Origin of the sequence: Pseudoduganella albidiflava, assembly GCF_004322755.1 — a bacterium.
Classification (GTDB): domain Bacteria; phylum Pseudomonadota; class Gammaproteobacteria; order Burkholderiales; family Burkholderiaceae_D; genus Rugamonas; species Rugamonas albidiflava.
In genome coordinates this window covers 3,794,115-3,807,480 of record NZ_CP036401.1, presented here as the reverse complement: position 1 = coordinate 3,807,480, position 13,366 = coordinate 3,794,115, and the positions used below count along the sequence as shown (strand labels likewise).

General features: G+C 69.4%; 14 protein-coding genes. 13 read left to right on the top strand and 1 reads right to left on the bottom strand.

The window, feature by feature from the left end:
- Nucleotides 1-23: 23 nt before the first annotated feature.
- The 7 genes from EYF70_RS15670 to EYF70_RS15640 are packed head-to-tail and all read left to right on the top strand — an operon-like array spanning nucleotide 24 to nucleotide 4,867.
- Nucleotides 24-326, top strand: coding sequence for an urease subunit gamma (locus EYF70_RS15670; protein ID WP_130190058.1), 303 nt, complete (start codon nucleotides 24-26; stop codon nucleotides 324-326).
- Nucleotides 327-334: 8 nt separating this feature from the next.
- Nucleotides 335-673, top strand: coding sequence for an urease subunit beta (locus EYF70_RS15665; RefSeq protein ID WP_131146248.1), 339 nt, complete (start codon nucleotides 335-337; stop codon nucleotides 671-673).
- Nucleotides 674-690: 17 nt separating this feature from the next.
- Complete coding sequence (ureC, locus tag EYF70_RS15660; RefSeq protein WP_131146247.1) at nucleotides 691-2,403, top strand: urease subunit alpha; 1,713 nt, start codon at nucleotides 691-693, stop codon at nucleotides 2,401-2,403.
- A 14-nt stretch (nucleotides 2,404-2,417) separates the two neighbouring features.
- Entirely contained in the window at nucleotides 2,418-2,936 is a 519-nt protein-coding gene (gene ureE, locus EYF70_RS15655) for an urease accessory protein UreE (protein WP_131146246.1), read from the top strand.
- Nucleotides 2,936-3,616: an urease accessory protein UreF gene (locus EYF70_RS15650; protein WP_131149125.1), complete on the top strand. Its 681-nt coding sequence runs from the start codon at nucleotides 2,936-2,938 to the stop codon at nucleotides 3,614-3,616. The genes ureE and EYF70_RS15650 overlap by 1 nt, the downstream gene beginning before the upstream one ends.
- Nucleotides 3,617-3,646: 30 nt before the next feature.
- Complete coding sequence (gene ureG, locus EYF70_RS15645; RefSeq protein ID WP_131146245.1) at nucleotides 3,647-4,282, top strand: urease accessory protein UreG; 636 nt, start codon at nucleotides 3,647-3,649, stop codon at nucleotides 4,280-4,282.
- A gap of 15 nt (nucleotides 4,283-4,297) precedes the next feature.
- Entirely contained in the window at nucleotides 4,298-4,867 is a 570-nt protein-coding gene (locus EYF70_RS15640) for a HupE/UreJ family protein (protein ID WP_131146244.1), read from the top strand.
- Nucleotides 4,868-5,028: 161 nt separating this feature from the next.
- Here the strand turns inward: EYF70_RS15640 and EYF70_RS31640 are convergent, their stop codons facing one another.
- The gene (locus EYF70_RS31640; RefSeq protein ID WP_229420404.1) at nucleotides 5,029-5,889 is read right to left on the bottom strand and encodes a 1-acyl-sn-glycerol-3-phosphate acyltransferase; all 861 of its coding nucleotides are present in this window, start codon (nucleotides 5,887-5,889) and stop codon (nucleotides 5,029-5,031) included.
- A 211-nt stretch (nucleotides 5,890-6,100) separates the two neighbouring features.
- Here EYF70_RS31640 and EYF70_RS15630 point away from each other — a divergent pair, with 211 nt between their 5' ends.
- The 6 genes from EYF70_RS15630 (at nucleotide 6,101) to EYF70_RS15600 (ending at nucleotide 13,318) form a co-directional block, all read left to right on the top strand.
- Nucleotides 6,101-7,447, top strand: a complete 1,347-nt coding sequence (locus EYF70_RS15630) for a sigma-54 dependent transcriptional regulator (protein WP_131146243.1) — start codon at nucleotides 6,101-6,103, stop codon at nucleotides 7,445-7,447.
- Between the two features lie 459 nt (nucleotides 7,448-7,906).
- Nucleotides 7,907-9,877: a hypothetical protein gene (locus EYF70_RS31850; protein WP_165497683.1), complete on the top strand. Its 1,971-nt coding sequence runs from the start codon at nucleotides 7,907-7,909 to the stop codon at nucleotides 9,875-9,877.
- A 68-nt stretch (nucleotides 9,878-9,945) separates the two neighbouring features.
- Entirely contained in the window at nucleotides 9,946-10,437 is a 492-nt protein-coding gene (locus EYF70_RS15615) for a hypothetical protein (RefSeq protein WP_229420402.1), read from the top strand.
- A 62-nt stretch (nucleotides 10,438-10,499) separates the two neighbouring features.
- Nucleotides 10,500-11,201: a C39 family peptidase gene (locus EYF70_RS15610; protein WP_229420401.1), complete on the top strand. Its 702-nt coding sequence runs from the start codon at nucleotides 10,500-10,502 to the stop codon at nucleotides 11,199-11,201.
- Between the two features lie 91 nt (nucleotides 11,202-11,292).
- Complete coding sequence (locus EYF70_RS15605; RefSeq protein WP_131146241.1) at nucleotides 11,293-11,793, top strand: hypothetical protein; 501 nt, start codon at nucleotides 11,293-11,295, stop codon at nucleotides 11,791-11,793.
- Between the two features lie 49 nt (nucleotides 11,794-11,842).
- Entirely contained in the window at nucleotides 11,843-13,318 is a 1,476-nt protein-coding gene (locus EYF70_RS15600) for an acetate kinase (protein WP_131146240.1), read from the top strand.
- Nucleotides 13,319-13,366: the final 48 nt, after the last annotated feature.

Below are 13,366 nucleotides of genomic sequence, written 5' to 3'. Positions count from 1 at the left end.
CCGGCGCACTGACAAGGATACCCATGGACCTGACACCCCGCGAAAAAGACAAGCTGCTCATTTTTACCGCCGGCCTGCTGGCCGAACGCCGCCTGGCACGCGGCCTGAAACTCAATTACCCCGAAGCGGTGGCGCTGATCACGGCAGCCATCATGGAAGGCGCGCGCGACGGCAAAACCGTCGCGCAGCTGATGTCCGAGGGCACACAGATACTGACCCGCGACCAGGTGATGGAGGGCATCCCCGAGATGATCCCCGACATCCAGGTCGAAGCGACTTTCCCGGACGGCAGCAAGCTGGTGACCGTCCACAACCCGATACCGTGAGGTGAAACATGATCCCGGGCGAATACCAATTGCAGGACGGCGAGCTGCCGATCAACGATGGCCGCGAGACGGTGACCATCGTCGTGTCCAACGTGGGCGACCGCCCGATCCAGGTCGGTTCCCATTTCCACTTCTTCGAAGCGAACAATGCGCTGTCGTTCGAGCGCTGGAAGGCGTATGGCAAGCGGCTCAATATCGCCGCGGGCACGGCGGTGCGCTTCGAGCCGGGCCAGCAGCGCACCGTGGAACTGGTGGCGGTGGAGGGCAACCGCGAGATCTACGGCTTCGCCGGCCAGGTGATGGGCAAGCTGAAGGACAAGCCGGACGGCGAGCCTGACCCGACATAACAATTAAAGGAGATCCGATGGCGACTCGCACTGCAACCATTTCCCGCCGCGCCTACGCGGAGATGTACGGGCCCACCACGGGCGACCGCATCCGCCTCGCGGACACGGAACTGTTCATCGAGATCGAGAAGGATTACGCCATCTATGGCGAAGAAGTGAAGTTCGGCGGCGGCAAGGTGATCCGCGACGGCATGGGCCAGTCGCAGCGCGTGCATGCCGACGTGATGGATACCGTGATCACGAACGCCGTGATCGTCGACCACTGGGGCATCGTGAAAGCCGATATCGGCCTGAAGGATGGCCGCATCGCCGGCATCGGCAAGGCCGGCAACCCGGATATCCAGCCGGGCGTGACGATCGCCATCGGCGGCGCCACCGAGATCATCGCCGGCGAAGGCATGATCGTCACGGCCGGCGGCATCGACAGCCATATCCACTTCATCTGCCCGCAGCAGATCGAGGAAGCGCTGATGAGCGGCGTGACGACCATGCTGGGCGGCGGCACCGGCCCGGCCGTCGGCACCGCGGCCACCACGTGCACGCCGGGTCCCTGGCACATCCACTCGATGCTGCAGGCGGCCGATGCATTCCCGATGAACCTGGGCTTCCTGGGCAAGGGCAACGTGTCGCTGCCGCGGCCCCTGGAAGAGCAGGTGGAAGCGGGCGCCATCGGCATGAAGCTGCACGAGGACTGGGGCAGCACGCCGGCGGCGATCGACAATTGCCTGTCGGTGGCGGAGCGCATGGACGTGCAGGTGGCGCTGCACAGCGACACGCTGAACGAGGGCGGCTTCCTGGAACACACGCTGGCCGCGTTCAAGGACCGCACCATCCACACCTTCCACACGGAAGGCGCGGGCGGCGGCCATGCGCCGGACATCATCGCCGCCGTCGGCGAATCGAACGTGCTGCCGTCGTCGACCAATCCGACCCGGCCGTTCACCGTCAACACGCTGGACGAACACCTGGACATGCTGATGGTATGCCACCACCTCGACCCGGCCATCGCCGAAGACGTGGCGTTCGCCGAGTCGCGCATTCGCCGCGAGACCATCGCCGCCGAGGATATCCTGCACGACATCGGCGCGATCTCGATGATGTCGTCCGATTCGCAGGCCATGGGGCGGGTCGGCGAAGTGGTGCTGCGCACCTGGCAGACCGCGCACAAGATGAAGGTGCAGCGCGGTTCGCTGCCGGAGGATTCGTCCCGCAACGACAACTTCCGGGTCAAGCGCTACATCGCCAAGTACACGATCAACCCGGCCATCACGCATGGCGTGTCGCACGTGGTGGGTTCGCTGGAAGTGGGCAAGATCGCCGACATCGTGCTGTGGAAGCCGGCGTTCTTCGGCGTGAAACCGTCGATGATCCTGAAGGGCGGCATGATCGCGGCGGCCCAGATGGGCGATCCGAACGCCTCGATCCCCACGCCGCAGCCGGTGCACTACCGGATGATGTTCGGCGCCTTCGGCGGCGGCCTGAAGAAGTCGTTCACCTTTGTCTCGCAGGCGGCCTACGATGCCGGCATCGGCGCGCGGCTGCAGTTGAACAAGCCGCTCATCGCCGTGAAGAACACGCGGAACATCCGCAAGCGCGACATGATCCACAACGGCGCCACGCCGGTGATGGAAGTCGATCCCGAAACCTATGAAGTGCGCGCCGACGGGCGGCTGCTGGTATGCGAACCGGCGGACATCCTGCCGATGGCGCAGCGCTATTTCCTTTTTTAATCGAAGCCGATCCCATGCTGACACTGCATACGAAACTGAGCCACGCCGGGCGCATCGACGCAACGCTCGTGCTGCCATACGAACTGCGTGAAAAATGCCGGCTGCGCGCCGCGCTGGACAGCGGCGAGGAAGTCGCCATCTTCACCGTGCGCGGCACCGTGCTGCGCGACGGCGACCTGCTGACGGGCGAGGACGGCCGCGTGGTGCGCGTGGTCGCGGCACCGGAAGCGACCTACCGCGTCACGGCGCCCGACGCGCTGGCGCTGCTGCGCTGCGCTTTCCACCTGGGCAACCGCCATACGCAGGCGCAGGTCGCCGACGGGTTCCTGCGCATCCGCGCGGATGCGGTGCTGAAGGACATGCTGCATGGCCTGGGCGCGACGGTGATCGAAGAGCAGGCGCCGTTCGAGCCGGAGTCGGGAGCCTACGGTGGGGGCCATCACCACCACGACCACGGCCAGGGCCCGCTGGCGCCGATTCCGCTGCGCCAGAAGATCCATCGGCCGGGCGACCCGAAGGAGGCCGCGTCATGATCGCCGCCGCCCAGCTGCTGCACCTGCTGCAGTTCGCCAGCCCGCAATTGCCGATCGGCGCCTACAGCTATTCGCAAGGCCTGGAAGCGGCGCTGGAGCAGGGCCTCGTCAAGGATGCCGCCAGCGCGCACGGCTGGATCGCGCGCCAGCTGCACGAAGTGGTGGCGCGCTGGGAAGCGCCGATGTGCTGGCGCCTCATGCAGGCGTTCACCCAGCGCGATGCGCAGCGCGTGGCCGAGCTGACGGAACGGGCCATCGCCTCGCGCGACACGGCGGAGTTCCGTGCCGAGACCGTGCAGATGGGGTACTCGCTGGCGCGGCTGATCGAGGAGCTGGGCATCGCCGACGAAGGCGCGCTGGCCATGCTGAAGGAGGGCGGCGAAGTGCCGCTGGTGTCGGCCTACGCCTGCGCCGTGGCGGCGCTGGGCATTCCCCATGAAGAGGCGCTGCTGGCGCTGCTGTTCTCGTGGGTCGAGAACCAGGTGCTGGTGTGCGTGAAATCGGTGCCGCTGGGGCAGGTGGCGGGGCAGCGGCTGCTGCTGTCGCTGCGCCCGGAAATCGAGGCGGCGGCGCTGTGCGCGCAATCGCTGGCCGAGCATGAATTGTGTAACTGGACACCGGGGCTGTCGCTGCTGTCGATGCGGCACGAGGTGCAGTACAGCCGGGTTTATCGTTCCTGATAGCCGGTCATGAATACATTAGGAGAAGAAATGGTGGTTCAATCCAACCCGCTGCGCGTGGGCATCGGCGGGCCGGTCGGCTCGGGCAAGACCGCGCTGTGCGAAATGCTGTGCAAGGGCATGCGCGACTCGGTCGACATGGCCGTCATCACGAACGATATCTACACCCGTGAAGACATGGAAATCCTGCTGCGCGCCGAGGCATTGCCGGCGGAGCGGCTGATGGGCGTGGAAACGGGCGGCTGTCCGCATACCGCGATCCGCGAGGATGCGTCGATCAACCTGGAAGCGATCGCGCGGATGCAGGCCGACTTCCCGGACCTCGAACTGATCCTCGTCGAATCGGGCGGCGACAACCTGGCCGCCACGTTCAGCCCGGAGCTGTCCGACCTGACGATCTACGTGATCGACGTGGCCGGCGGTGAAAAGATCCCGCGCAAGGGCGGCCCGGGCATCACGCGCTCGGACCTGCTGATCATCAACAAGACCGACCTGGCGCCGCACGTGGGCGCCAACCTGGATGTGATGGCGGCCGACGCGAAACGCATGCGCGGCAACCGCCCGTTCGTGTTCACCAACCTGCGCAGCGGGGACGGGGTGGAAAAAGTCATCGCATTCATCCGCGAGCAGGGCCTGCTGGGACAGGCACCGGCGCCAGCCCGCTAACCAACAGGAGACCTCATGAAAAAATTGTTCAGCGCCGCCATCCTTCTGGCCGCCAGCGTGCCCGCGCTGGCCCACCCGGGCCATGCCGAGATGGGGATCGTCGACGGCTTGCTGCACCCGCTGACCGGCATCGACCACCTGCTGGCATTGTTGGCCGCCGGCATCTGGAGCGTGCGCCAGGGGCGCAGGGAAGGACTGAACCTGCGCTCCGGCGGCACGCATCCGCTGGTATTGCCGGCCGTGTTCGTGGCGGCGATGGGCGCCGGCGCGGCCGCCGGCATGGCCGGGCTGCACATCCCGGGACTGGAAAGCGGCATCGCGCTGACGGTCATGCTGACCGGCGTGCTGGTCGCCGCCGCCGTCCGGCTGCCGGCCTGGGCCGGTGCCATGCTGCTGGGCAGCTTCGCCATCCTGCATGGCAATGCGCACGGCCTGGAGTTGCCGCACGCGGCCAGCGCCGCCGGCTACCTCGGCATGAGTGCGCTGCTGCTGGGCGCCGGACGCCTGGCGGGCAGGCTGCCGCTGGCCCGCATCGCCGGCGGCGCCATCGCCGCCGCCGGCCTGGGCATGCTGGCACTCAACTAGTTGCCAAGAAAATGGGGACGGACCCTGATTTTCAGGAAATATCGTAGCAGCCGACGTTTACGTCAACCGGCCCGGATCCCGCCAGTGTGCGGAATTGCGCTGAAAACAGGGCCCGTCCCTGATTTCAGAAGTTGCCCACAAAATAGGGTCCGTCCCTGTTTTCATGGTTCCTGGCGGGGTTCCCTGCGCCGTTCGCCGAGTTCGATCGGCGCGGCGTTTTCCGGGTGCTTGCCCATGCGGCCGGCGTAGGCGGCGCGGATCGCAGCCAGGTCCTGCTCCCGGTCGCCCGTCAGCCACAGGTGCTGCGTGAAGTCGAGCACCTTGTTCGGGTAATCGAGGCTGACCAGCACGAGCGGCACCCTGGCTTCCAGCGCCAGGTGGTAGAACCCGCTCTTCCAGTTCGGGCGATAGCCCCGCGTGCCCTCGGGCGTGATGACCAGCCAGTACCAGCTGGCCGCGTGCATCCGTTCGGCCTGCGCGCGGATCATGCCCTGCGGCGCGCTGCGGTCCACCGGCTGGCCGCCAAGCCAGCGGAACCAGCTTCCCAGCACCGGCATCCGGAACATCGAATCCTTGGCCAGCCAGCGGTAGGGCAGGTTCATGGCCCACTTGGCCACCAGGCCGATCACGAAATCCCAGTTCGATGTGTGCGGATACACGACGACGATGCCGCGCGGCCCGGGCAATGGCCGGAAGTGCATCTGCCAGCCGAAGAAATGCAGAACTCGCAAGGCCAGGCGCTGTCCAACCGTTGGCAGCCGGGCGGGGTCGAGCCGGTAGTCGGGTGTCGCGCTGGTGTTGGTGGTGTTGGCGTTGTTCGTGGTATCCGTGCTGTTCGTGGCGGAGGTAGCGGTGCTTGAGGACGAACGACCGCTGTCCGCGTTACTACGCTTCGTATCGCCATGGCTCGCTTCCCCAAGATTCGTATCGCCGCGGTTGGTGTCGTTTCGATTCGTGTCACCACGGTTCGCGTCGCTACGGTTCGTATCGCCACGGTTCGTGTCCCTGCTGTTCGTGTCCATGCAATGAATACCTTGTCCTGACATTGGCGGTGGCCCGACATCTGCCGGAGCTGGCGATTTTTCACTTCATGAAACCGCGGACGGCATTCTATCCGCGCCCACCCGGCGCGGCAAGGCGGCCGTGGGGCGGTAGCCACGCCAGCCGAAACGCAGCACGCATGCGCCTCGCGCCGCTGGGGTGGCTTGTCCTCATGAAAATGACGTTATAAAAATGCTACCAAAACAACTACTGTGCGTTCCCGCGCCCGACCCGGTCACGGCGGCCATCCTGGTTGCCGCCGCCCCCGGATTCGCGATTCGCCATGCACACGACGCGGCCGGGGCACATGCGCTGCTGCGTGCGCACCCGCTGCCGGTCGGGCTTGCCATGCTCGCCATGCCATCCGCCGCCGGGCCGCTGGATCAACTGCTGCGCGAACATTGCCGCACGCGGTGGGTCGCGCTGTGCACGGGCGCCGCGCTGGACGATGCCGCGTGCCGCAGGCTGGTCGCCGGCCACTGCCTCGATTTTCACACGCTCCCGGTGGACGTGGCGCGGCTGAGGCAAACCCTCGGCCACGCCTTCGGCATGGCGAAACTGGATGTGGCGCCGGGCCAGGCGCCGCACGCCGCGGAATCGCCCGCTTCGCGCCTGACCGGCAGCAGCGAGGCGATCGCACGCCTGCGCCGGCAACTGCGCAAGGTGGCGGCGGCCGATGCGCCGGTCCTGATCTGGGGCGAGAGCGGCACCGGCAAGGAACTGGCGGCGCGCGCCGTCCATGAAGGATCGGCGCGCGCCGCCGGGCCGTTCGTGCCGATCAATTGCGGCGCGATTCCGGCCAGCCTGGTGCAGTCCGAGCTGTTCGGCCACGAGCGGGGCGCCTTCACCGGCGCGGGCCGGGCGCGTGCCGGCCTGATCGAATCGGCCGCCGGCGGCTCCGTGTTCCTGGACGAGATCGGCGACCTGCCGCTCGACATGCAGGTCAACCTGCTGCGCTTCCTCCAGGAAAAAACCATCTACCGCCTGGGCGCCACGCGGTCGCAGCCGGTGGACGTGCGCGTGATCGCGGCGTCCCACGTCCGGCTGGACGACGCGGTGGCGCGCGGAACGTTTCGCGAAGACCTGTACTACCGCCTCAACGTGCTGACGCTGGACATGCCGCCCCTGCGCGAACGCCGCGAGGATGTGCCCGCGCTGGCGGAAACCTTTTTCCGCGACCATGCGCGTGAACGCCCGGCGCACGTGCGAGGTTTTTCCCATGGTGCGCTGGAGGCGATGCACGCGCACCACTGGCCTGGCAACGTGCGCGAACTGCATAACCGCGTGCGCCGCGCGGCCGTGATGGCGGAAGGCCGGCTCATCATGCCGCATGACCTGGGCCTCGATACCGCCGGGATGCCCGCGCTGGCGCTGCACGGCGCCCGCGTGCAGGCCGAGCGGCGCGCCATCGAGGCCGGCCTGGGTGCCGGCAAGAGCATCACGCTCGTGGCGCGGGAACTGGGCGTATCGCGCATGACGGTCTACCGGCTGATGGCCAAGCACAGTATCGCGCCGCCGGCACGCAAGCGCGAACCGTGAGATGGGGCGGGCTGCGCCGGCGCCCGGGCAGCCCCGCGGCTTGCAGGCTTGTAGCCGCGTTCGCCGCACCGCCCGCTGTCACACACATGTGACAGCGCCCGCGTCGCGGTACTGCAGGGTGACCCCAGCAGGGATGGCCGCCGGAGAGCCCGGTCCGCTTGTTGCACCCGAGTGACACCGGTCGCCCCGGACCGCCTTGCCCCGGTGTGTAATTCCAGCGATTTCAATCACTTGGCGTCTTTGCGACGGCATGGCACCAAGCTTGCGACAAGTCGTTGGCGCGGGAGCCGTCCATGCGGCCGGCGCCTGCCCGGCGAGCGCCATAAGCAAAAGCCGGAGCAAAAGCCGGAGCAAAAGCCGGAGCAAAAGCCGGCTTGAAACCCGGCGCAACTCCGGGGCAACCCCTAGCGCACTACCCAGCGAACTTTATCGCGGCCAACCACCCAGTGAGGAAATCAAATGAAGAGAACATTGCTTGCCACGGCAATCGCACTAGCCTGCAGCGGGGCATACGCCCAGACCACCGAGCCACCGGCGGTCACGCAAAGCGGTGCGGGTGCCCATTCCAACGGCGGTTCCACGGCAACGGTCGACCACAGCGTCAGCGATGCCAGCAATAACAGCGACAACAGCGACAGCAGCGACAACCGCCAGGCGAACAACAACAACAACAGCACGGGCTACGCCGATGCGGCGGCGGTCGGCGCGGCCGCCGCCAACAACGGTGCCACGGCAACGTCGAACCTCGACAATGCATTCAATACCTCGACCGCCACCGCGACCAGCGCGCTGACGGGCACCGTCACCGGCAACTCCGTGAATCACATCGGCAATGTCGCCACCAGTGGCGGCGGGGCCAACGGCGGGACGGGCACCGGCGGCGTGGGCGGCGCCGCCACGGGTGGTGGCTCGGCAGCCACGGCGGGCACCGGCGGCAGTGGCACCGGCGCGGCGGGTGCGGCCGGTGGTATCGGCGGTGTCGCCACCGTCGGCAATGCGAGCGGGGGCGCGGGAGCCGGGGGAACGGGAACCGGTGGGGCGGCTAGCAACGGTCCGGTTACGGGCGGCGCCGGTGGCTCTGGCGGTTACGCGTCCGGAGCAACGACGGGTGCCGGCGGTGCCGGCGGCAGCGGGGGCAATGGCGGCGCGGGTGGCGGCAGCTCGGATGGCTATGGCGGCGCCGGCGGCAGCGGCGCGGCGGCCGGCGCCGGCACGGGCGGTGCGGGCGGCCTTGCCGGCCCGGCCACCGGCGGTGCGGGCGGTACCAGCGGCAACACCGGTGGTGCGGCCGGCGGCGGTGGTGGCACGACGGGCGCGGCAACGGGCGGTGCCGGCGGTAGCGGCGCGCTGGGTGGCCTGGGCGGCGCCGGTGGCGCTGGCGGCGGCGGTGCGGCCGGCGGCTATGCCAATTCCGGCGGGGCGGACGTAGGCACCACGGCCACTTCCGGTGCCGGCACCGGTGGCGCGGGCGCGGGCGGCGATGGTACGGCCAGCGCGGGTGCCGGCGGCGCGGGCACCACGGGGGGCGCCACGGCCAGCACCACGAGTGGCACGCCATCCGGCGATCCGCCGCCCAGCACCGGTGACCAGACGGCCAGCGCCACGAGCGGCGGAGCGGGTGGCGGCGCCGGCGGCGGCGCGGGCGGCACGGGCGGTGCCGGCACGGGCGCCACCGGCAGCGGCGGTGCGGCAACCACCGGCAACAGCAGCGCCAGCGCGGGCACGCAGACCGGCGGCGCGGGCGGCGCCGGTGCCGCGGGTGGCGCAGGTGCCGCTGGCGGCGCTGGCGGTGCCGGCGGTGCGGGTGCGGCGGGCACCAACACGGCGGGCGCCGGCGCGGCTGGCGGGACCAGCACCTCCGGCGGTGGCGGTGCGGGTGCCACGGCCAGCGCGGCCGGCGGCGCCGGCGCGGCAGGCACCGGTGGCGCGGGTGGTGCCGGTGCGTCCGGTGGCAACGGCAGCAGCAATGCCGGCGCCGGGGCAGCCGGTGCGGCTGGCGGCGCCGGTGCGGCCAGCGGAGGCGCATCGAACACGGCGGGTGCAGGCGCGGCCGGCGGTTCGGGGACGGGCGGCACGGCGACGGCGGGCGCCGGCACCGGTGGCGCGGGCACTGGCGGCAGTGCGACCAATGGCAACGCTTCGGCCGGTAGCGGCGGCGCGGGCGGTGCCGGCGGTGCGGGCACGGGCGGCGAGGGCGGTGCCACCGGCGCCACCACGGCGGGGGCCGCCACGGGCGGGGCCGGCGCGGGCGGCACGGGTGGCGCCGGCGGGACCAACTCGGTCAATGCCGGCACCTTCAACATGTCCAACACGATGAGCGGCGTGGCGCAATCGGCGGCGGGCATTTCCGTGATCAGCCAGAACAGCGGCATCAGCTCGCTCGTGCAACAGAGCGTCAACGTGCAGGCCAACCTGAGCCTGGGCAGGTAAGCCATGCGTGCGCGGGCGGCCGGCATGCGCTGGCCGCCCGCGTTTTGATGCGGAACTGTGGAGGCAACATGCACGATCGAATCACCCGGACGAAGAAAGGGAAGGTGCGCTGGCGTTGCTGCGCACCGGTGGTGGCAGCAACGTTGTTCATGGCCGACGTGCCGGCGGCCGCGCCACCGGGCGCGGCAGCGCTCGCATTGCCGGCATTCGCCGTGGCGGCGGCGCCGCTGCCGCTGCCCGCCGCCGTGCGCGGCTTGCCGGCCGATTGGCCGTCGGCCCCGCAAGACACGGCGCGACCGGCCTCGCCATCGGGCAGCGCGGCAGGTGCGCTCGGCGATGCCAGCCTGGCGGAGCTGCGTGGCGGCACCGGGACACCGTGGAGCGACATGCGCCTGGACGGCACCGTCGGCGGCAACAGCGCCAGCCATGTCGTGACCGGGGCGAACCACATCACCGATGGTGCGTTCAGCAATGCATCGGGTTTGCCGATGGTGATCCAGAATTCGGGCGCCAACGTGCTGATCCAGAACGCCACCATCGTCAACGTGCAATTCCGATGAGCCCGGCGAATCGGAGGCCGGCCTGGCTTGGGCTCGCCGCACGGGCGCGGGATTGGCCACCCATGTCCATGCCGGAGCGCCGTGCCGTGCCGGCATTGCTGCTGGCCTTGCTGTCGTGCCTGGCTTTCGCCGCGCCGGCATCGGCCGTCGACCTGCCATTCGCCGGCGGCGGCCCCGTTTCCGTGCAGGTCACGAGCCTGAAGGAAGCGCGCTACCGGTCCACCGTGCGCCAGCAATTCGATTTCAGTTGCGGCTCGGCGGCGCTGGCCACGCTGCTGACGCACCACTACGGCTATCCCGTCAGCGAACAGCAGGCGTTTGCGGACATGTTCAGCGGCGGCGACCAGCGGCGCATCCGCCGGGAAGGGTTTTCGCTGCTGGACATGAAGCGCTTCCTCGCGGCGCACGGCTTCACGGCGGACGGCTTCCAGCAACCGCTGGACAGCCTCGCCAGGGCGGGCTTTCCCGCCATCGTGCTGGTGGCCGAGCATGGCTACCGGCATTTCGTCGTCGTCAAGGGCGTGCGCGACGGGCGGGTGCTGTTCGGCGATCCGTCCGGCGGCACGCGCGCGATGTCGCGCGCCGCATTCGAGGCGATCTGGCTGAACCAGCTCTTGTTCGTGATCCATGACCGGGCCGCCAAACCGCGCTTCAATGAAAGATCCGATTGGGCCGTGGTGCCGCGCATGTCCCCCGGCGATGCGCTGGGCCGCGACGGCCTGGGCCGTGTGACGCTGCCGAAGCTCGACGCCGGCGATTTCTGACAGGAGGGTCACGATGAAAACGCCATGCTTGCCACTGCGCCGTGGGGGCATCATGAAAAGCCCACGCCTGCCACTGCGCGGTGGAATAAAAATGAAAAGCCGTGCACTGCTCGCTACCGTGTGCCTCGCTGCGCTGGTCTTGGCTGGCGGGACCGCAGGCACCGCGGCCGCAGGCACAGGCGCCGTGGATGCGACCAGCGGCTGGGTGCCGGTTCCCAGCCACGTGCTGGCCGATGCCCGCGGCGGCTTCGAGACCGGCGGCGGCTTGCTGGTGTCGCTGTCCGTCGACCGGGTGCTGAGCCTGAACGGCAACGTCATCGCCAGCGGCCAGTTGTCGCTCGATGCGCCCGCGCTGGCTGCGGGCATCTCGCCGCTGTCGACGTTCCAGATCGCCCGCGTCGGCGAGGGCAGCGCGCTGGTGGGCGCCGCGCAACCGCTGGCCGGGCTGGTGCTGCAAAACAGCGCCAACGACCAGCTGATCCGCAGCCAGACCACGATCGACGCCACCGTCAACAGCCTGTCGATGCTGAAGCAGGCGCACTTCGGCGACAGCCTCCGCGAGTCGCTATCTACCGCCATCCTGCCGCGCTGAGCGGCATTCCCGTCCGTTCACGGACTTCCACTCGACCAAGGAGTCACGCATGCGGTTCGCCCAGACCCTGCGCGCCGGTTCGGCCGGCCTGTCCCTGTTCATGCTGAGCGCGCTGGCGCAGGGTGAACCGCCACCTGCGGTGCCCGCCGCTGGGCCGACGAACGCCGAGCTTTCCGCCGAGCTGCAGCGCTTGCGCCAGGAAGTGGCCGCGCAGCGCGCGCTGCTGCAGGAATTGCGCGAGGCGTTGGCGGTGCGGCACGGCCCTGCCGCCGGCACGGCGCCGCCGGATCCCGACATCGACGGATGGGAGCAGGCATCGGCGGCAGCGGGCGCCATGCCGGCACCGCATCCGCTGAATCCCGCCGTGCTGGCCGCGATGCGCGGGGCAGGGCCGGCTGCGCAGCCGCAGCCGCAGCCGGCCCTGCCGGCACCGGGCGCAACCGGAGCGGCAGCGCCCCGGCCCGACATGTCGATGTCGCCGGCACCGGCACAGGCGGCCAGCACCCCACCAGGACCGGCGGGGGCGCCGGCACGCACGGTGGGCCAGGCGCCCGCACGGGATACCCGCCCGCCCGAGGTGGCACCGCTGTTCGAGGCGCCCGGCGTGCTGACGGCGCGCGGCCGCACCGTGCTGGAGCCGTCGTTCCAGTTCGGCTATTCGTCCAGCAACCGCGTGGCGCTGGTCGGCTACACGATCATTCCGGCGCTGCTGATCGGCCTGATCGATGTGCGCGAAGTGAAGCGCAACACGTTCACGGCGGCGCTGGCGGCGCGGCGCGGCTTGACCAATCGCACCGAGCTCGAAGTGCGTGTGCCGTACGTGTACCGCTCGGATTCCACCGTCAGCCGCGAGCTGTTTACCGGCAGCGCCGTCGAACGCGTGTTCGAGACGAGCGGCCGCGCCATCGGCGACATCGAAGTGTCGATGCGCCACCAGTTGAACGACGGCGGCATCGACCGGCCGTACTATGTCGCCGGCCTGCGGGTCAAGACGCGTACCGGCCGCGACCCGTTCGAGGTCGTCACCGATTGCACCAGGCGCTGCCTGGGCGAGAATGCCACCGGCACCGGGCTGCCGCTGGACTTGCCCACGGGGTCCGGCTTCTACGGCGTCCAGCCGAGCATCACGTGGCTGTTCCCCAGCGATCCGGCGATTTTCTTCGGCAACATCAGCTACCTGCACACGCTCAAGCGCGGCAATGTATCGCGCCGCGTGCTCAACGGCGAAACCGAAATGCTGGGTGAAGTGGCGCCCGGCGCGGTGATCGGCTTCAACTTCGGCATCGGCCTGGCGCTGAACGACAAGGCGTCGCTCAGCCTGGGCTACGACCACAGCTCGATGGGGCGCACGAAGCAGAACGGGCAAAACGTGCCGGGATCGGTGCGCACGCAGCTGGGGACGCTGCTGACGGGTTTTTCCTACCGCCTGAACAGCCGGCGTACCGTGAACGTGACGGTGGGTGCCGGGCTGACGCGGGATACGCCGGATGTGTCGCTGTCGGTGCGCGTGCCGTTCAATTTGTGACGCGGCCAGCGGCGGTTCCCGGCAGACTGGTCGTGTTTCGGTTAATCT

Bases quoted from the DNA above. Each gene is read 5' to 3' on its own strand.
- EYF70_RS15670 (WP_130190058.1), top strand. From the start codon at position 24: ATGGACCTGACACCCCGCGAAAAAGACAAGCTGCTCATTTTTACCGCC.
- EYF70_RS15665 (WP_131146248.1), top strand. From the start codon at position 335: ATGATCCCGGGCGAATACCAATTGCAGGACGGCGAGCTGCCGATCAAC.
- ureC (WP_131146247.1), top strand. From the start codon at position 691: ATGGCGACTCGCACTGCAACCATTTCCCGCCGCGCCTACGCGGAGATG.
- ureE (WP_131146246.1), top strand. From the start codon at position 2,418: ATGCTGACACTGCATACGAAACTGAGCCACGCCGGGCGCATCGACGCA.
- ureG (WP_131146245.1), top strand. From the start codon at position 3,647: ATGGTGGTTCAATCCAACCCGCTGCGCGTGGGCATCGGCGGGCCGGTC.
- EYF70_RS15640 (WP_131146244.1), top strand. From the start codon at position 4,298: ATGAAAAAATTGTTCAGCGCCGCCATCCTTCTGGCCGCCAGCGTGCCC.
- EYF70_RS31640 (WP_229420404.1), bottom strand. From the start codon at position 5,889: ATGGACACGAACAGCAGGGACACGAACCGTGGCGATACGAACCGTAGC.
- EYF70_RS15630 (WP_131146243.1), top strand. From the start codon at position 6,101: ATGCTACCAAAACAACTACTGTGCGTTCCCGCGCCCGACCCGGTCACG.
- EYF70_RS31850 (WP_165497683.1), top strand. From the start codon at position 7,907: ATGAAGAGAACATTGCTTGCCACGGCAATCGCACTAGCCTGCAGCGGG.
- EYF70_RS15615 (WP_229420402.1), top strand. From the start codon at position 9,946: ATGCACGATCGAATCACCCGGACGAAGAAAGGGAAGGTGCGCTGGCGT.
- EYF70_RS15610 (WP_229420401.1), top strand. From the start codon at position 10,500: ATGTCCATGCCGGAGCGCCGTGCCGTGCCGGCATTGCTGCTGGCCTTG.
- EYF70_RS15605 (WP_131146241.1), top strand. From the start codon at position 11,293: ATGAAAAGCCGTGCACTGCTCGCTACCGTGTGCCTCGCTGCGCTGGTC.
- EYF70_RS15600 (WP_131146240.1), top strand. From the start codon at position 11,843: ATGCGGTTCGCCCAGACCCTGCGCGCCGGTTCGGCCGGCCTGTCCCTG.